The organism is Pseudomonas farris (genome assembly GCF_019145235.1).
In the GTDB taxonomy this organism is placed as follows: Bacteria; Pseudomonadota; Gammaproteobacteria; order Pseudomonadales; family Pseudomonadaceae; genus Aquipseudomonas; species Aquipseudomonas farris.
Genome location: NZ_JAHSTV010000015.1, coordinates 25,440 through 44,373, shown reverse-complemented (window position 1 = coordinate 44,373; position 18,934 = coordinate 25,440). Strand labels below are relative to the sequence as shown.

Genomic DNA, 18,934 nt, shown 5'->3' with positions numbered 1-18,934 from the left:
GGCACTTTTGATTTTAAGGAGCTTTCAAGTCCTTCCTGAACGGTTTTCTTAAAACGAAATCCGATAACTTCTTATTGCCTGTTAAAAACAACTTTATTGGAATTAAGTTATGGACGAAGCCAGTAGTCGGTTCGCTGCCTGTCACGTGTTAGTTGATGGACAGCGAACGTTAAAACTTCAAAACACAATCATCCGACTCGATCGCTTATTTGCGGCTCGACATACGTGCGCTCGTCTTTGATTAGCTGAGTACCTGTGTGTCGTGCCGCAAGCCTGCGGCAGGAGCACAGCAATGACCCTTGTAAAAACCGCAAAGAAAACCACCCGGGGCGCCTCCAGCGACAACGCCAAGCTGTCGATGCGTGCCGCCCGGGAAGCGCAAAACGGCCTGGCCGTAACCCTCACCAACCTCAACGCCACCGCTGACGGTTTGACCGAACTCGAAGCCGAAGGCCGTTTGGCGCGTGGAGGCCACAACGAAGTCGCCCACGACAAGCCGCCTCACGCCATCGTCCAACTGCTCAAAGCCCTGAACAACCCCTTCATCTACGTACTGCTGACCTTGGCCGGTATCAGCTTCTTCACCGACTACTGGCTGCCGATCAGCCAGGGTGAAAGCGACGACGCCGACCTGACCAAGGTCATTATCATCATGACCATGGTCAGCCTGAGCAGCCTGCTGCGGTTCTGGCAGGAATACCGCTCGGCCAAGTCCGCCGAAACCCTCAAAGCCATGGTACGCACCACTGCCACCGTCCTGCGTCGCCAGCAAAAGGACCGCTCGCCAGTGCTGCGCGAAGTACCGATGCGCGAACTGGTGGCCGGCGACATCGTGCAGCTCAGCGCTGGCGACATGATCCCGGCGGACATCCGCCTGATCGAATCCCGCGACCTGTTCATCAGTCAGGCCGTGCTGACTGGCGAAGCCTTGCCCGTCGAGAAGTACGACACGCTGGGGAACGTGGCGCAGAAGTCAGCGACCGGCAGCGCAGCCGATCAGTCCAACCTGCTTGACCTGCCGAACATCTGCTTCATGGGCACCAACGTGGTCAGCGGCACCGCCAAAGCAGTGGTGGTCGCTACCGGTTCGCGCACCTACTTCGGCTCACTGGCCAAAGCCATTGTCGGCTCGCGGGTGCAAACCGCGTTCGACCGCGGGGTGAACAGCGTCAGCTGGTTGCTGATCCGTTTCATGCTGGTCATGGTGCCGATCGTGTTCCTGCTCAACGGCTTCTCCAAAGGTGACTGGAGCGATGCGTTCCTGTTTGCACTGGCAGTGGCGGTCGGCCTGACCCCGGAAATGCTGCCGATGATTGTCAGCGCCAACCTGGCCAAAGGCGCCATGGCCATGGCCAAGCGCAAAGTGGTGGTCAAGCGCCTTAATGCGATTCAGAACTTCGGTTCGATGGACGTGCTGTGCACCGACAAGACCGGCACCCTGACGCAGGACAAGATCATTCTTGAGCACCACGTCGACATCAATGGCCAACGCGACGATTCGCTGCTGGAGCTGGCCTGGCTCAACAGCCATCACCAGAGCGGCCTGAAAAATCTGATGGACCAGGCCGTGGTGCAGTTCGCCAACAACAACCCAAAGTTTCGGGTGCCGTTCGCCTACAGTAAGGTCGATGAACTGCCGTTCGACTTCGTGCGTCGGCGCCTGTCGATCATCGTCAAGGACAGCCGCGATGATCACCTGATGGTGTGCAAAGGCGCGGTCGAGGAAATGCTGACCATCGCCAGCCACCTCCACGAAAACGGCACTGTCGTGGCACTGGATGATCAGCGTCGCCAGGCGCTGCTGGCCCTGGCCAACGAGTACAACCAGGACGGTTTCCGGGTGCTGTTGGTCGCTACCCGCGAGATCCCGAAGGCACAGACGAAAAACCAGTACGCAACCACTGACGAACGCGAACTGGTGATTCTCGGTTTCCTGACCTTCCTCGATCCACCGAAGGAAACCGCCGGCCCGGCGATTGCCGCGCTGCGTGATATGGGCGTGACCGTCAAGGTGCTGACCGGCGACAACGCCGTGGTGACCTGCAAGATCTGCCGCGAAGTCGGCCTGGAACCCGGCACGCCGCTGCTCGGCCAAGACATCGAGAAAATGGACGACGCCACCCTCAAGGTGCGAGTCGAGGAACGCACGGTGTTCGCCAAGCTGACGCCACTGCAGAAATCCCGGGTACTCAAGGCGTTGCAGGCCAACGGTCACACCGTGGGCTTCCTTGGTGACGGCATCAACGACGCCCCTGCCCTGCGCGATGCCGACGTCGGTATTTCGGTGGACAGCGGCACCGACATCGCCAAGGAATCGGCCGACATCATCCTCTTGGAAAAGAGCCTGATGGTGCTCGAAGAAGGCGTGCTCAAGGGCCGCGAAACCTTCGGCAATATCATGAAGTACCTGAACATGACCGCCAGTTCCAACTTCGGCAACGTGTTCTCGGTGCTGGTGGCCAGCGCGTTCATTCCGTTCCTGCCGATGCTGTCGATCCACTTGCTGCTGCAAAACCTCATGTACGACATCTCTCAGCTGGCGCTGCCGTGGGACAAAATGGACAAGGAATTCCTGCGCAAGCCACGCAAGTGGGATGCGAAGAACATCGGCCGTTTCATGCTGTGGATCGGGCCGACCTCATCGGTCTTCGACATCACCACCTTCGCCCTGATGTGGTACGTGTTCGCCGCCAACAGCGTGGAAATGCAGGGCTTGTTCCAGTCTGGCTGGTTCATTGAAGGGCTGCTGTCCCAGACCCTCGTGGTGCACATGCTGCGCACCCAGAAAATCCCGTTCTTCCAGAGTACTGCGGCGTTGCCGGTGATCCTGATGACCGGGCTGGTGATGGTGCTGGGCATCTACATTCCGTTCTCGCCACTGGGCACGCTGGTCGGTCTGCAACCGCTGCCGTGGGCGTACTTTCCATGGCTGGTCGGCACGTTGCTCAGCTACTGCGTGTTCGCGCAGGTCATGAAGACCCTCTACATCCGTCGCTTCAAGCAATGGTTCTGATGGTGTAAGCCCCCGAAGCGAGGGAGCAAACCCAAATGACTTGAACACCGCAATCCCTGTGGGAGCGGGCTTGCTCGCGAAGAGGGAGTGTCAGTCGGCATCGATGGCGCCTGACACACCGCTTTCGCGAGCAAGCCCGCTCCCACAGGTTTCGTGTTTACCGCACCATCCCTCCGGCTCTCGGGCCGTCAATAAATGCAGTACGTAAAAAGGGAGAGTCCTCATGTCGGGAACTACTCTACTGATCAACCTCGCAGGCGCCATCGCCCTGTTGCTGTGGGGCACTCACATGATTTCTTCGGCGTTGTTGCGCGGCTTCGGTACGCCATTGCGTCAATGGCTGGGCCACAACCTGAATAACCGCTGGATGGCTTTGTTGTCCGGCGTAGGTATCACCGGCGTCCTGCAAAGCAGCACCGCCGTCAGCCTGATGGCGACTTCGTTCACCGCTGCCGGGACGCTGGCACTGGCGCCGGCACTGGCGGTGATGCTCGGCGCCAACATCGGTTCGACCCTGGTGGTGCAACTGCTCAGCGCCGATGTGTCGATGCTCACACCGATCGTTCTGCTGGCGGGCCTGATCGTCTTTCGGCTGCGTGATGACTCGCGCTACGAAAGCGTCGGCTGCGCGCTGATCGGCCTGGGGCTGATGCTGCTGGCCCTGCACATGCTCGGTTCGACGCTGGCGGAAGTCGAAGGCACGCCAATCTTCCAGCTCATCATGCAGAGCCTCGATGGCGACCTGCTGATTGCGTTGCTGGTGGCGCTGATCCTCACTTGGCTCTGCCACTCCAGCGTGGCTGTGGTGCTGCTGATCGTCTCGTTGGCCGCGACCGGCATGCTCTCGGCCAGCACGATTGTCGCGCTGGTACTGGGGGTGAACATTGGCGGTGCGCTGCCTTCGGTCATCAATGCCGGTTCGAGCATCGGCCGACGCCTGCCGCTGGGCAATCTGCTAGTGCGGGCGGTCGGTGCCCTGGTGGTCTTGCCGTTTGCCGGGTTGCTCGCTCAGGCGCCGCTCGCGCCTTCGACGCTGGTGGTGTGCCTGCACACCGGTTTCAATCTGCTGCTGGGATTGGCGTTCATCGGCTTGACCGACGTGCTCGCCAATGCCCTCACCCGCTTGCTGCCAGCGCCTGAGCGGGATGTCGACCCTGGCATGCCGCACTACCTGGATGAGGCCGGTCTGGAAGTGGCGAACATCGGCTTGTCGAATGCCGCCCGCGAAGCCTTGCGCATGGCTGACATGCTCTCGGCCATGCTCGGCCGGATGCTCCAGCTGTTCCACACATCGCAACTGGCCTGCGCCGATGAAGTGCGGCGAATCGATCAATCCCTGGACCTGCTCAGCGCGGCGATTCGGGCTTATCTGGCCGACATTGGCAAGGAAGGCATCAGCGACAGCGATGCCGATCGCTCCCAGGAAATCCTTACCTTCGTGATCAACCTCGAACATGCCGCGGACATTCTTTCCAGCAGCCTCGCGCAGTTGGCCATGCGCCGCTTGCGCCGGGGTGAACAGTTCTCGCCCTTCGAACTGGGCAACATCGCCCCGCTGAACGACGCCGTGCTGGACAGTTTGAGCCTGGCGATCACCGTGTTCCTGCGCGAAGACATCGCCACCGCGCACCAATTGATCCAACGCAAAGAGACTGTCAGAAGACTCGAAGCAGAAGCCAGCCGCGAGCACTTTCGCCAGTTGCAGGAAGACAAAAATACCTGGGCGGAATCCGGCGATATTTTCCAGCGGGTCCTGCGTGATTACCGGCGTGTGCATCACCACATCGCCGCGCTGGCATATCCGCTGCTCGAACGCGCGGGTGAGCGAACGATTGAGAACATCGATCTGGTGAAGGAGAACCCGTCATGCGCCTGCTGATTTGTGCCGGGCGTCATTACGCCGATAAACGTCTGTGCCGACGAGTACTCGACGCCTTCCAGCGCATGCACCCGGTGCACGTGCTGATTCATGGCGGTAACCGCTTTCTGGGCGGCGAAATAGAAGAGTGGGCCCGGGAACAAGGCGCCGACATCGTGCGCTACCCACCCAATTGGCAGCGGCACGGCAAGTCAGCCGAACGCCTGCGCAACCACTTCATGCTGCTCGACAGCCGACCGGACGTAGTGATCACACTGCCCGGCGGCGAAGACACCGAAGAACTGGTCGCCCAAGCCCGGGCGACCGGTTTGCAAACCTTATCGGTCGGAGATCGGGGCTGATCCTGATGCCGATCAATCAAGCAACTTCAACCGCAACGCACCCGCTGTAGCAGCTGCCGAGCCTGCGAGGCTGCGTTCGGCTGCGAAGCAGTCGTGAATCCGGCTAACGCGGTCTGCCTGATACACCGCAATCTCTGATTTTACGACTGCTGCGCAGCCGAACACAGCCTCACAGGCTCGGCAGCTGCTACAGGGCGCCTATGCATATATCGAATCGGCAGGGAACTCCTGGGCGCTGTCAGGCATCCTAAATTATGTGTTACTTCCTTTACGCTTTCGGAGGACGCCGTCATGCGCCGTCTATTGCTCATATCTTCACTAGTGCTTTGTTTGCCCGTTGGTTCGGCCATGGCCGATGTAGATGCAAAAGATGTCGCCACTTCGGCTGGGGTCTCCGCATCGCTGTACTCGACGTTCAAAGATGACAAAATCGTGATTCCCGCACGGGATGACGCCTCTAGCTTCGTGGCGAGTGGCGGTACGATTCGCGGCGTTTACCTGGAGTCGGTGTTGAAGGAGATTCGACAAAATCATCCCGACCTCAAGGCAAGCGACGAGGACCTGGCCAAAGCGATCCTCGCTCAATAAGGTCCAATCGGTCGCTAAAACCTGTAAAAGTCAGCCGTGGGGCTCGCAACACTGGATAGTGTTCGGGCCCTAGGTTGCTTGCGCCCCAGCGGACAGGCGCGCCCAGCCGGCCACTAACTGTGCGCTGATGCTGACGCCGCCACACACCACAATCACCACATCATGGGCCTCGGCAATCGCGGGATGGTCCAGGTACGCCACCGCCAATGAAACGCCGCACGCCGGCTCGACCAACTGACGCAGGTCGTTGGCGTAACGAACCACGCCCATGATCGCCTCATCATCGCTGAGCACCACGCATTCGTGGGCAAAGTCGAGGATGTGCTGCACCGGCCAGGCCGCCACTTGCGCCGCCCCGAGTGACGTAGCGACGGTATCGATGCGCGGCAATCTGACCGGGTGACCTGCACTCACGGCGGCCGCGAAAGACGCTGCGCCCTGGGTTTCGCAAGCAACGATTCGACAATCCATGCGCTGATGACGGATCAGACCAGTGAGCAGGCCCGCCAGCAAACCGCCGCCGCCCACCGACGTCACCAACACATCGACCTGAGGACAGTCCTCGAGGATTTCATCGACCATCGTGCTGTGCCCTTCCCACAGCACCGGATGATCGAAGGCTGGCACGTATTCAGTGTCCGCGCCCTTTGCGAGTTCTTTCGCCCGTTGATTGGCTTCGTCCCAGACCTTGCCATGGACGATCACCTCGGCACCGGTTTTCCTGATCCTGGCGCGGGTGGTTTCCGGGGTGGTTTTCGGCACCACGATGCAGGCTTTCAGCCCAAGGCTGGCGGCGGCGACGGCGGTGGCCAACCCGGCGTTCCCCCCGGAAGGACAAACCACTTTGCGCTTGCCTTGCTCCGCTGCCTGGCTGCACAGCAGGCCCATGCCGCGAAGTTTGAACGAGCCGCTGGGTTGCAGGTTTTCCAGCTTGAGCCAGATTCGCCGGGCCGGTGTCGACAGGCCCGGGTGCAGAATCAGGGGCGTTCTGATGTGAAGCATCGTGTGCTCCTGGTGACGCTCCCGGCTCGTCGAGATGTTCAGCGAGCAGGGAGTGAATAGATAGAAATCATCCTTATCCAAAGCTTAGTTCACCCAGCCCCGCGGCTACCGTTCTGGCCATGACACGATGCCCCGCGGCAGCTCCTACACTGGTTTTACGTCCTTTGCGAAGTCAGTCATGAACATCTCGCCCAAACTCGCCTTTTTCACCCTCGTCAGCACCCTTGCCTACCTCGCGCTCGCGGTGTTCGGCATGGGCGGGTTGGCGGCTTTTTTCTCCCGCCCGCCGTTGGCGGTCATTGCGTTGGCAACCCTGGTGATGGCGGTCGTGTCTTTGTTCAGCGAAGGCAACCTGAGCTCCGGCGAACGTGAAGACCGGGCCAATCGCTGGGTGTTGCCAGTTTTTGGGGTACTGGGATTGCTGAGTGGGTATCTGCCGGCCTACACCGACCGGATCGATTTCTGGACCTTCGGTGGTGAGGGCGTGCGTTGGCTCGGCGTGCTGTTGTTCATCGGCGGCGGCGCGCTGCGGATGTGGCCGGTGTTTGTACTGGGCAAACGCTTCAGCGGACTGGTGGCGATTCAACCGGGACATCGCCTGGTCACCGACGGGATTTATCGGACCTTGCGCCACCCCAGCTATCTGGGGCTGCTGATCAATGGCGTGGGCTGGGCGCTGGCCTTTCGTTCCGGGGTCGGGTTGCTGCTGGTGGCACTGACGTTGATCCCGCTGATTGCCCGCATTCGCTCCGAAGAAGCGCTGTTACGCACGCAGTTTGGCAGTGAATATGAGGCTTATTGCGCCCGAAGCTGGCGATTGATTCCCGGAATCTACTGAACCCATCACAATCTACTGTGGGAGCGGGCTTGCTCGCGAAAGCGGTGTATCAGTCGACATCAATGTTGAATGATGAACCGCCTTCGCGAGCAAGCCCGCTCCCACATTAAAGTGTGTACAGGCTGATCTGGCTGTGGAGATCCATTCGCGCCTTGACCGAGTCATAACTGGCCAAAGTAGTATGCGGGGTCTGAAGCGGATGAACATGCGTCGCGGTGATGACCATGACGTGGGCACCCGCCGCTTCACCTGCGCGAATCCCCACGGCGGCGTCTTCGAAGATCAGGCAATCAGTGGGCTCGACCCCTAACCGATGGGCAGCCAGCCGATAACCCGCAGGGTCAGGTTTGCCGGCACTGACGTCTTCGGCGGTGACCATCACGCCAGGTGCGGGAATGCCTGCCGCCGCCATTCGGCGCAGGGCTAGCGCCCGTGGCGCGGAGGTGACAATGGCCCATTGATTGGCGGGCAGCGACTTGAGGAAACTCGCCGCGCCGGCCACCTCGACAATCCCTTCCACATCCTCGATTTCCGCCTCGGTGATCCACGCGGCTTCAGCTTCGGCGTCTACCCCCGGGCAATGCCAGGCGGTTGATGGTGTCGATGGCTCGAACGCCGTGGATGGTTGGCAGGAAGGTATCGACATCGACCCCGTGGCGCAGGGCCCAGATGGTCCAGATCCGCTCGGCGGCGGCGATGGAGTTGAGGACAGTTCCGTCCATATCGAACAGAAAGGCGCGGTACGAGGTGTTGAACACGGAGGCTTGAACGGACAAAGGGCGATTTCCAGAACCAGGCGAATGTTGTCAGGCAATGTACATCACCCGCGTAGGCGCTGCCGCAAGCTGCTATCTTTTGATTTTGCTTTTTAAAAGCGAAGATCAAAAGATAGCAGCTTGCGGCAGCGCCTACACGGGTCGGTTCGAGTGCAAGGCGTTTTGCACACAATCGAGCAATTGCCCTACCGCCCAGGGCTTCTTGATGAACGCAACCTGATGCTTGACCCCGGAGCTTTTCGGGGTTTCGAAACCGGACATGATCATGATCGGTTTGTCTGGCCAACGGTCGCCGAACTGATTGGCCAGGTCCGCGCCATTGAGTTTGCCCGGCATGGTGATGTCCGTCAGCAACAGGCCTACCTCCGGCGCGTGCTGCTCCAGAAACTGCGACGCGGCGTCCGCGCTGACCTGTGGTTCAACCGCAAAGCCTTCCTCCTGAAGAATTTCGCACAGAAACTCCAGGATCAACGGGTCATCCTCAACCACAAGAATCAAACCGTCAGACAAGTGCCCGCCCGCCGTCGATACTGGACCCATGACCGTGCCACTCCCTGATTGCATAAATGATTTCGCAGGCTCAAATCCGCCACTTACAGGTATGAGCAGCGGACTTCGAGGAAATTCATTTTTGATACAGTCAGACGACGAAATCGGCTGAAGCGGATTCCTTGGAGCAGCTGGCGATTTTCATTGCGTCCTGGCTCAGGTTCTCGCCTCAGACTTGAACGTCGCGCGCCAACATGACAGCATTCGCAATTGCAACAGCTTCCCATTTGCGAATTATCTTCGTTCGAGGTTTCGTCGTGTCGGGTCAGTCCGCTTCGTCCCTTTCCGAGCTTTACCGTGGGCATCACGGCTGGCTGTTCGGCTGGCTGCGCAAAAAGCTCGGCTGCCCCGACAATGCGGCCGACATGGCCCATGACACCTTCGTCAAACTGCTGGGCCTGGACGTTTTGCCGACACTGCAGGAACCACGGGCCTATCTACTGGTGGCAGCCAATCGGCTGTTGATCAATCAGTATCATCGGCGCCGAGTCGAGGAAGAAACCCTGCGCAGCATGGTCGTTCTACTCGATCATCAGGTCCAACAAGGCCCGGAACAGATCATTGCCGTGCGCCAATTGCTCGGCAAAGTGCTGTTGCTGTTGCTCGAAGAGCTGGAAGAGAAACCGCGCAAGGCTTTTCTGATGGCGCGTGTCGATGGCTGTTCCTATGCCGACATTGCCAGGCACCTTCAGGTCTCCGAAAGCAGCGTCAAGCAGTACCTGGCGAAGTCGCTCGCGCATTGCCATGCCCGTTTGTTCGACGCCTTGCCCGAGGGGTTGAGCGATGACTGAAAGCCTCACCCAGGATCAGATCCGCGAGCAGGCGGCCCATTGGCTGGTGCGTCTGGATGAGGCGCCCTCGCCAGAAGTTCTGGCCGAATTCAACACCTGGCACGCCGCCGATGTGCGCCATGCGCAACTGTTCGAACAACTTCAGCAGCTTTGGCAATCCTTCTCGCCGCCACCGAAAACCCGGCCTCGTCGCGCCCGCCTGATAGGCGCAGCTCTGGTGTTGCCAGCGGCGATTGCCGTCGGCCAGTGGCTGCCCGTGCAGAGCTGGATGGCGCCCGCCACGCAGACGATCACTTCGCCCTCCGCCCGGCTTATTTTCCACGACAGGCCACTGCCCGAAGTACTGGCCGAAATTGATCAGCATCGTCGGGGAGTTATCTGGGCGTCGGATGCGCAATTGCAAACCCTGCGCTTTACCGGCGTGCTGCCCGCGCAAGACAGCGATGCCGCATTGGCCTTGTTGCAGGCGGCCTTGCCGATTCGTATCGAGACCTACAGCAAATACGTGGTGCAGGTGCGGCGGCGCTGAGCAAAAAAATCTTCAAGACAACTGCCCGATTTCATTTCAGCCCGGTCATTGGAGTTAATACAGTCGATTCCATGAGCAACAACAATGACCAATCAGACCTTTTCCTTCTTTCGCCTGAGCGCTCTGGCACTTGCCTTGAGCTGCGCTGTACCGGCCTTCGCCGACTCCGCGACAGACACTTTTCACTTCGAACTGGCGAGCCAGCCACTGGACTCGGCACTGACGGCACTGGCCACGCAGACCGGGCTGTCCATCGGCGTCGACGCGGCGCTGTTGCGCGGCAAAATGGCGCCGTCGCTCAAGGGTGATTACAGCACCGAACAGGCACTCAATAGCCTGTTGCGCGACAGTGGCCTGCAATGGCGCTTCAGCGGTAAAAACAGCGTCACGCTACAACCGGCTCCGGCGCCGCTGGAACTGGGCAGCGGCTCGCTGTCACTGTCCGACACCGTGGTGTCCGCCACACGCAGCGAGGCCAGCATCGCCTCGATTCCCGGCACCGTGCAGTTGATTCAGGCAAAGGAGATCGCGCAACAATCCGCTGCCGGGCGTAAGGTGGCCGATGTTCTCGGCACACTGGTGCCCGGTCTGGCGCCCTCTTCCGGCACGATGAGCAACTACGGCCAGACCATTCGCGGGCGTAACGTGCTGGTGCTGATCGACGGTGTGTCGCAGAACGCCAGTCGCGACGTTTCACGCCAACTCAACAGCATTGCGCCATCGAGTATCGAACGCATCGAGGTGGTCTCCGGTGCCAGCAGCCTCTACGGCGCGGGCGCCTCGGGCGGCATCATCAACGTCATCACCAAGCGTAACGAGGGGCAAGCCCTGGCAATGAGCAGCCGCGTAGGCCTCAGCACTGCCGACAACCTCAATCGCAAAGGTTTTGCCTACGAAGTGTTCCAGAGCGTGACCGGGCGCCAGAACGCCTTCGACTGGTATTTGTCCGCCGACCTGTTGCAACGCAATGACCAGTTCGACGGCAATGGCAACCGCATCGCCCAGGAAGCGTTTCAGGGCAGCAACATGGACACCGAGAGCCATGACCTGCACGCCAAATTCGGCTTCGATCTGGATGACGACCGACGCCTGAGCCTGTCCGTGCAGGAGTATGAGGACAAACAAGACACCGGCTATGTGGCCGGCTCTCGCAATGGCGAGTCGGTGGCGATCAAAGGCTTGCAGTTGAGCGACCAGCCGTTCACCCATAACCAGGCCGTGAACTTCAATTACACCGATCGCGATCTGTTCGGCCAGCACTTGATGGTGGAAAGTTACTGGCGCAAACAGCAGGCGCGGTTTTTCCCTTACAACTGGGGCGCCAACGCCGGGGTTGTGGCTTCCGAGAGCGAAGCCGAGGTCTATGGCCTGCGCACCGCCGTGGAAAGCCCCCTGCCCTCGATTGGCAGCGCTACCGGCAACCTGGTCTGGGGCGCCGACTTCGAGAACGAACAAATCAGCCAGCAGGGCGACCGCTATCGCGTCGACGGCTTGGCCTACACGCCGACAGGCGAGCGCTACGCCTTCGGCCCGGACATTGAAACCAACACCACGGCACTCTTCGCTCAATCGAGTTGGGACATCGGCGACTGGACCCTGCGCGGCGGTGCGCGGCACGAGTGGATACACAGTGATGTTGCCGACAGCATCGCCTTTGGCGGCATTTGGCAAGCGGGCGTGACCGAGGTGTTACCCGGCGGCACGCTGAAGTACGAAGACACCCTCTACAACCTCGGTGCGGTCTACCACATCAGCAGTGCGCAGGATGTGTTCGTCAACTTCAGCCAGGGCTTCTCGCTGCCCGATGTGCAGCGTTTCCTGCGTGATGTGCGCGGCAGTTACAACATCCAGGACCTCAACGCTCAAGCGATCAAGGTCGACAGTTACGAACTCGGTTGGCGCGGCGACTGGGAGTCATTGCAGGCCAACGTCACCCTGTTCGAGAATCGCTCGGACGTGACGCAGTACTACGACTCCGTCACCCGTGCGCAACGGCTGATCGATCAGAAAGAACGCGTGCGCGGTGTCGAGACCAGCCTGACTTATCACCTCGATCAAGCCTGGTCGCTGGGCGGAACCTATGCCTGGACCAAAGGCGAAACCCATCAGAACGGCGAATGGTTCGACCTGCCGGCCACGCGCATCTCACCGGCCAAAACCACTGCCTTCGTCGCCTATGAGCAGGATGACTACAACCTGCGGTTGCAGGCGATGCGCCTGGACAGTTACGACGCCGGTTTTCAGGATGGCAACGGTCGTAAAATCGAAGGCTATACCACGGTCGACCTGCTGGCCGGCGTGGAGCTACCGGTGGGCAAACTGGACATGGGCGTCTACAACTTGAGCGATCGCAACTATGAAACGCTCTACATGCAGGCCAATGCGGCCGCGCCTTACCCTCATGCCGAAGGGCGTCGATTGGCGGTCAGCTATTCGGTGGATTGGTAACCGCGCGCGCTGTTGGTTCGTGGGGGGCGAATTGTGGTTAAAATGCCGCCCCCTTTACATGGCCGACCTTGCCCGATGAACCCAGATGCCCTCTCCGTCCTCCACGCCCATTTGCTGACTGCGCTTGCGGCTGCACCCGCAGAAACCCGTCGGCTGTTCCACGGCCGTGGCCGCCGCTGGCCGGGGCTGGAGCAATTGACTGTCGACTGGCTGCAGGGCGTGGTGCTGGTCTCGCTGTTCAAGGAGCCAGACCCTGCGCAACTGGAGGATTTGAAGCGGTTGCTGATGGAGATCACTCAGGCGCCGGCGTGGAAACAATCCGGCGCGCACACCTTGCTGCTGCAACATCGCTATCTGCTGCAAAGCACCACCGAATGGCTGCTAGGGGAGCCGATCGACGAGATGACGATCACCGAGGGCGGCCTGCATTATCGCGTGGACCTGGGCCGCAAACAGAACACTGGCCTGTTCCTCGACATGCGCTACGGCCGCGACTGGGTGCGGGCCAATGCTCAGGGCAAACGCGTTTTGAATCTGTTCGCCTACACCTGCGGCTTCTCGGTAGCGGCCATCGAGGGGGGCGCGTTGCATGTGGTCAATCTGGACATGTCCAGCCCGGCCTTGAGCCGTGGCCGCGAGAATCACCGGCTCAACGGCCATGACCTGAGCAAGGTGAGTTTTCTCGGCCATGACCTGTTCAAGTCCTGGGGCAAGGTGATCGGCAAGGGTCCATACGACCTGGTCATCATCGACCCGCCGTCCTTTCAGAAAGGCAGTTTTCTGCTGACCAAGGATTATCAGCGCGTGCTGCGCCGCCTGCCGGAATTGCTCAGCCCTCAGGGCACGGTGCTGGCCTGCATGAACGATCCGGCTTTCGGTGCGGACTTTCTCATCGATGGCGTCACCCGCGAAGCGCCGAGTTTGCGGTTTGAGCAGCGGTTGGAGAATCCGCCGGAATTTCCCGATGCCGATGTTGAGTGTGGGTTGAAGGCGTTGGTGTTCAAGCAGGGTTAATTGACGATCAAAAGATCGCAGCCTTCGGCAGCACTCCAACACCTTGCTCAAAGCGCTGCGCCAGGCCGGTTGGCCGGGAGGATTAGACTAATGGTACTTGAGTGCCAGCCCCCGGCTTCTTACGATGTTGATACGTGGCGGTTGGAGGTTTAAGCCGTTGCGTAGGTGGTGAGTGAACTGAACCCCAATAAGCTCACCACTTGTTTCATGCGCATCTTGAGCCTCCGGCTCTACTTCCTCCCCATCAAAGAGCTTCGAGGCTCTTTTTTTGTCTTTCAAAAAGCATTGGCGCTGGCCGGTTGGCAATGGTGAACATCCTGGGCCGCGTCGCTGCACCTGGATGCATCGAAAAGATCACGACCGATCACCCGCGCAGCCTCCAGATGAACCGTCGGCGCCTGGATTTCCGAGTCGAGCAGCAGCTCGGACGTCACAACGCTGGCACCGCAATAATCGAAGATCCCATGGTCGATCTGCGTCTTCATGGCGTCGGCATAACCATGGCGCGCGTAGGTTCCAGCATCGGCGCCACCGACACCCACAAGGTGAACCCGCAGGTGGCGAAGCTTCTTCTCCAATTTGGCATCCGCACTGAAATCGAATGCCCAGCCGTTGGCGAACACCCGATCGATCCAGCCTTTGAGCAGCGCCGGCATCGACCACCAATAAACCGGATACACCAGCACCAGTGCATCGGCGCGATCGATCCTCGCCTGCTCGGCCGCAACATCGGCGGGAGGCGGTGCTTGCCGATGATGGACGGCGAGATCGGCCGCGCCGAACCTCGGATCGAACCCTTGCGCCCAAAGGTCTGCGATTTCGAAAGAGTGGTCGGAATCAGCCCCGGACACACCTTCGGCGATCTGCCTCGCGAGGCTATGGGTGAGCGACTGAGGGTCATGGTGAGCCACAACGATGAGTGCATGCATGTCGAAACCTCCTGCTACGGAATGAGTGATTGAGGGCTAGAGACGAGCCTTATATACTCTTGGTAAGTTACGATCAGTAAGCTACTTTTGGTACATAAGCATGTCAAGCACCGAAACACCTGAGCAGGATTCCAGCCCGCAACCGCGCCGCCGGATGTCACGAGAAGAGCGCCAGCGCCAGTTGTTGGATGTCGCCTGGCAGCTGGTTCGAGAAGAAGGCACGGAAGCCTTGACCCTGGGGCGGCTCGCCGAACAGGCGGGGGTTACCAAACCGGTGGTTTACGACCATTTCACCACCCGCCCCGGGTTGCTGGCGGCGCTTTATCAGGAGTTCGACGCGCGTCAGACCGCACTCCTGGACGCCGCGCTTCAAACCAGTGAACCGACGCTGGCCAGCAAGGCAATGGTCATCGCCTCGTCTTATGTTGATTGCGTCCTTCTTCAGGGCCGCGAGATACCCGGCGTGATCGCCGCATTGACCAGCTCGCCCGAGCTGGAAAAGATCAAGCGCGAGTACGAAGTGATCTTTATGGACAAGTGCCGCAACGCCCTCCTTCCCTTCGCCGGAACGGGTGAAATCGCGCCAGCGAGTCTTCGGGCAATGCTCGGTGCAGCGGAGGCGCTGTCCCATGCCGCCGCGACTGGCGAGATCACGCCCGTGCAGGCACAGGACGAACTGTTCGCAACGATCGTGGCGATGGTCGAAAGGAGCGCACGCACTGGAAGCAGCCTCAAAGACTGAACAGCGTTCAACGCCTGGCAAGCAACTTCAGCGTGAGACAAGCCCCGCCAGGACAGCAGCGTAATGCCACCTATACTAGAAGCCACCTTCCCCCCTGGGGGCCTGCGCTACAACAATAAAAAGCAGAGGTGGAACATGGTCTGGCAGCAAATCTACGACCCTTTCGATAACCCGATGCTATCAACCATCATGGCGGCGGTGCCGGTGGTGGTGATGCTGGTCTCCCTGGCGTTTTTCCACATCAAGGCGCATTTGGCGGCGTTGTTGGCCCTGGGCTCGGCCTTGCTGATTGCGATTTTCGCCTTCGGCATGCCGGCGGACATGGCAGGCTCGGCCGCACTCTACGGCGCCGCCAACGGTCTGTTGCCGATCGGCTGGATCGTGCTCAACATCATTTTCCTGCACCGGCTGACGACCGAGAACGGTTCGTTCAAAGTGCTGCAGGATTCCCTGGCGCGCATCACTGACGATCGACGTCTGCAACTGCTGCTGATTGCCTTCTGCTTCGGTGCCTTCTTCGAAGGGGCCGCCGGTTTCGGCACCCCCGTGGCGGTGACCGGGGCCATTCTGATCGGGCTGGGCTTTTCACCCTTGGCCGCGTCTGGCCTGGCGTTGATCGCCAATACCGCACCCGTGGCGTTCGGCGCCTTGGGCACGCCCATTATCACCCTGGCCAAAGTGACCGGGCTGGATGAAATGGAGCTGTCGATGATGGTCGGCCGGCAACTGCCGTTCTTCTCGGTGATCGTGCCGTTCTGGCTGATCTGGGCCTTCGCCGGCTGGCGCAAGATGCTGGAAATCTGGCCGGCGATCCTAGTCGCTGGCGTCAGCTTCGCCATACCGCAGTTCCTCGTGTCCAACTACCACGGGCCGATGCTGGTGGATGTGATCGCCGCGCTGATTTCCATGGCCTGCCTGACCGGTTTCCTCAAGGTCTGGAAGCCGGCCACTGTGCATACCTCCGCCGCGTTGTCAGGCCGGGCCGACAACTCCACGGTGGAGGCGGACCCGGACGAGAAACCCAGCGCGACCTTTGCCCGCGACGCCAAACCCGCCGTAATGCGCGCATGGATGCCGTGGATCATCCTCACGGTCTTCGTCTTTGCCTGGGGCACTCAAAGCTTCAAAAACCTGTTCGATACCCGTCCGGTCATGGATCCGCAAACCCACTCGGCCAAGCTCGATCCCCAAGGCAAGCCGATGCGCGAGGCCAACCCGATCTTTGCCCCGACCTTGACCTTCGCCACGATTCACCAACAGATCGAAAAGGTCCCGCCCGTGGTACCCACGCCTAAAAAAGAGGACGCGATCTACAAGTTCACCTGGCTCACCAGCACCGGCAGCGGCATCTTGCTGGCGGCGATCCTTGGCGGGCTGCTGATGGGTTATTCCATCCCGCAGCTGCTGCACCATTACCTGCGAACAATATGGGTGGTGCGCTACTCGCTCATCACCATCGTGGCCATGCTTGCCCTGGGCTTCCTGACCCGCTACTCGGGCCTCGACGCCACGATGGGTCTGGCCTTCGCCGCAACGGGCATTTTCTACCCCATGTTCGGCACGCTGCTCGGCTGGCTTGGCGTTGCCCTGACCGGCTCGGACACGGCCTCCAACGTGCTGTTCGGCGGCTTGCAACGGGTAACGGCCGAGCAATTGGGCCTGAGCCCGGTATTGATGGCCGCGGCCAACAGTTCCGGCGGGGTCATGGGCAAGATGGTCGATGCCCAGTCGATCGTGGTCGCGTCCACCGCCACCCGCTGGTACGGCCATGAAGGTGAAATCCTGCGCTATGTGTTTTTCCACTCCGTGGTGCTGGCGATTCTGGTCGGCGGGCTGGTGACGTTGCAGGCGTATGTGGCACCGTTCAGCCATATGGTGGTGGGCGGGAATTAACCGAGGCGACTGCTGTTGACCATGGCCCGGGTTCGCAACCGGGCCATGGTTCAGACCAGATAATCGCTGCTCATTTCAGGCCGAAACTTGCGCATAGCAACAGTAGGCTAAGCTTTCAGCAGCTCATTGCTCACGATGCTCGATTCTGCAGGTTTTGGTTTGTTCTGGAGAGCGTCTGCAACAGCTATTTCAGACAGGCCCAAACCTTTCACGCAGGATTGACGTGATGACCGAGCCCCTCCTCAGCTTTGATGCACTCAAGCGCGCCGCTGCCGCAGGCGAGATCGATACCGTGTTGGTCTGCATGGTCGACATGCAAGGGCGACTGGTCGGCAAGCGATTCCAGGTCGAGTTTTTCATCGACAGCGGCCACGAAGAAACCCACTGCTGCAACTACCTGCTGGCTGACGACATCGACATGGAACCGGTGCCGGGTTACGCCGCGGCCAGCTGGAGCAAAGGCTATGGCGACTTTGTCCTGAAACCCGACATGGCCACCTTGCGTCGGGTGCCCTGGCTTGAGTGCACGGCGCTGGTGCTCTGCGACGTGCTCGATCATCACCATCGGCGCGACCTGCCCCATAGCCCACGGGCGATCCTGAAAAAGCAGGTCGAACGACTGCGCGAACGCGGCTATACCGGTATGTTCGCCTCTGAGCTGGAGTTCTATCTGTTTGACGAGAGTTACGAGGCTATTCACAAGCGCAACTACCACAAGCCAAAGACTGCCGGTCACTACATCGAGGATTACAACATCCTGCAGACTACCCGCGAGGAACCGGTGCTGCGGGCGATTCGCAAACACCTGCAGGCATCCGGCATTCCGGTGGAAAACTCCAAGGGTGAATGGGGGCCAGGGCAGGAAGAGATCAACATCCGTTATGCCGATGCCCTGACCATGGCTGACCATCACGTGATCATCAAACACGCCTGCAAAGAGATCGCGCAACTGCAGGGCAAGGCGATCACGTTCATGGCCAAGTGGCGCTATGACGCCGCCGGTTCCAGCAGCCATGTGCACAATTCGTTGTGGGACAAAAATGCCAAGAAGCCGCTGTTCTTTGATCCCAAGGCCGAATTTGGCATGTCGAAGCTGATGCGCTCCTGGGTGGCCGGACAGCTCAAATACGCCAACGACATCACCTGTTTTCTTGCGCCCTACATCAATTCGTACAAGCGCTTTCAGGCCGGCACTTTCGCGCCGACGCGGGCCGTCTGGAGTCGGGACAATCGCACCGCAGGTTTTCGTTTGTGCGCGGAAGGCAGCAAGGCCATCCGCATCGAATGCCGTATCGGCGGTGCCGACCTCAACCCCTATCTGGCCTTCGCGGCCTTGATCGCCGCGGGTCTGGCCGGTATCGACGAAAAGCTCAGCCTTACGCCACCCTTCGAGGGCGATGCCTACGTAGACGAGCACCTGCCTGAAGTGTCGAAAACCCTGCGCGAGGCCTGCGCCGCACTCAAGGCGTCGAGCATGTTGCGCGAAGCGTTCGGCGATGAGGTGATCGACCACTACGTGCACACCGCCGAGTGGGAACAGAAAGAGTACGACCGGCGAATCACCGACTGGGAACTGCAGCGCGGCTTCGAGCGTTATTGAGC

Annotated in this window: 15 protein-coding genes and 1 pseudogene; 12 read left to right on the top strand and 4 right to left on the bottom strand. The window is 60.1% G+C overall.

The features are described from left to right. Positions 1-292 precede the first annotated feature (292 nt). The 4 genes from mgtA (at position 293) to KVG95_RS26335 (ending at position 5,821) form a co-directional block, all read left to right on the top strand. Positions 293-3,013 carry a magnesium-translocating P-type ATPase gene (gene mgtA, locus KVG95_RS26350; protein ID WP_217858476.1) on the top strand — a complete coding sequence of 907 codons (2,721 nt, stop codon included), beginning with the start codon at positions 293-295 and terminating at the stop codon, positions 3,011-3,013. Between the two features lie 223 nt (positions 3,014-3,236). Beyond that, entirely contained in the window at positions 3,237-4,892 is a 1,656-nt protein-coding gene (locus KVG95_RS26345; protein ID WP_217858475.1) for a Na/Pi cotransporter family protein, read from the top strand. After that, positions 4,880-5,233 carry a DUF2493 domain-containing protein gene (locus KVG95_RS26340; RefSeq protein WP_217858474.1) on the top strand — a complete coding sequence of 118 codons (354 nt, stop codon included), beginning with the start codon at positions 4,880-4,882 and terminating at the stop codon, positions 5,231-5,233. The genes KVG95_RS26345 and KVG95_RS26340 overlap by 13 nt, the downstream gene beginning before the upstream one ends. A gap of 291 nt (positions 5,234-5,524) precedes the next feature. Then, a complete protein-coding gene (locus tag KVG95_RS26335) occupies positions 5,525-5,821 on the top strand; it encodes a DUF2388 domain-containing protein (RefSeq protein ID WP_008012177.1) in 297 nt (98 codons plus the stop codon). Between the two features lie 69 nt (positions 5,822-5,890). On the opposite strand, the gene KVG95_RS26330 is transcribed toward KVG95_RS26335, so the two are convergent. After that, on the bottom strand, positions 5,891-6,823 hold the full coding sequence (locus tag KVG95_RS26330) for a pyridoxal-phosphate dependent enzyme (protein ID WP_052966856.1): 933 nt from the start codon (positions 6,821-6,823) through the stop codon (positions 5,891-5,893). A gap of 178 nt (positions 6,824-7,001) precedes the next feature. On the opposite strand from KVG95_RS26330, the gene KVG95_RS26325 reads away from it, so the two are divergent. Then, complete coding sequence (locus tag KVG95_RS26325; RefSeq protein WP_217858473.1) at positions 7,002-7,661, top strand: methyltransferase family protein; 660 nt, start codon at positions 7,002-7,004, stop codon at positions 7,659-7,661. A 106-nt stretch (positions 7,662-7,767) separates the two neighbouring features. Here KVG95_RS26325 and KVG95_RS26320 read toward each other — a convergent pair. Beyond that, positions 7,768-8,437, bottom strand: a pseudogene (locus KVG95_RS26320) (HAD-IA family hydrolase). A 132-nt stretch (positions 8,438-8,569) separates the two neighbouring features. After that, a complete protein-coding gene (locus tag KVG95_RS26315; protein WP_052966854.1) occupies positions 8,570-8,977 on the bottom strand; it encodes a response regulator in 408 nt (135 codons plus the stop codon). Positions 8,978-9,243: 266 nt separating this feature from the next. Between KVG95_RS26315 and KVG95_RS26310 the strand changes: the two genes are divergently transcribed. The 4 genes from KVG95_RS26310 (at position 9,244) to KVG95_RS26295 (ending at position 13,768) form a co-directional block, all read left to right on the top strand. Next, entirely contained in the window at positions 9,244-9,777 is a 534-nt protein-coding gene (locus tag KVG95_RS26310) for a sigma-70 family RNA polymerase sigma factor (RefSeq protein WP_217858472.1), read from the top strand. After that, positions 9,770-10,306, top strand: a complete 537-nt coding sequence (locus KVG95_RS26305) for a FecR family protein (protein WP_217858471.1) — start codon at positions 9,770-9,772, stop codon at positions 10,304-10,306. The genes KVG95_RS26310 and KVG95_RS26305 overlap by 8 nt, the downstream gene beginning before the upstream one ends. An 84-nt stretch (positions 10,307-10,390) precedes the next feature. Further along, on the top strand, positions 10,391-12,754 hold the full coding sequence (locus KVG95_RS26300; protein ID WP_217858470.1) for a TonB-dependent receptor: 2,364 nt from the start codon (positions 10,391-10,393) through the stop codon (positions 12,752-12,754). Positions 12,755-12,829: 75 nt separating this feature from the next. Beyond that, positions 12,830-13,768 (top strand): class I SAM-dependent methyltransferase, encoded by a 939-nt coding sequence (locus KVG95_RS26295; RefSeq protein ID WP_217858469.1) that lies wholly within the window; start codon positions 12,830-12,832, stop codon positions 13,766-13,768. Between the two features lie 275 nt (positions 13,769-14,043). Here the strand turns inward: KVG95_RS26295 and KVG95_RS26290 are convergent, their stop codons facing one another. Further along, complete coding sequence (locus KVG95_RS26290) at positions 14,044-14,697, bottom strand: NAD(P)H-dependent oxidoreductase (protein WP_217858468.1); 654 nt, start codon at positions 14,695-14,697, stop codon at positions 14,044-14,046. Positions 14,698-14,797: 100 nt separating this feature from the next. Between KVG95_RS26290 and KVG95_RS26285 the strand changes: the two genes are divergently transcribed. The 3 genes from KVG95_RS26285 to KVG95_RS26275 all read left to right on the top strand — a co-directional run bounded on the left by KVG95_RS26285 (position 14,798) and on the right by KVG95_RS26275 (position 18,932). Further along, entirely contained in the window at positions 14,798-15,439 is a 642-nt protein-coding gene (locus tag KVG95_RS26285) for a TetR/AcrR family transcriptional regulator (protein ID WP_217858467.1), read from the top strand. Positions 15,440-15,574: 135 nt separating this feature from the next. After that, positions 15,575-17,332 carry an L-lactate permease gene (locus KVG95_RS26280; protein WP_217858545.1) on the top strand — a complete coding sequence of 586 codons (1,758 nt, stop codon included), beginning with the start codon at positions 15,575-15,577 and terminating at the stop codon, positions 17,330-17,332. 226 nt (positions 17,333-17,558) lie between these two features. Further along, a complete protein-coding gene (locus KVG95_RS26275) occupies positions 17,559-18,932 on the top strand; it encodes a glutamine synthetase family protein (RefSeq protein WP_217858466.1) in 1,374 nt (457 codons plus the stop codon). Positions 18,933-18,934 lie beyond the last annotated feature (2 nt).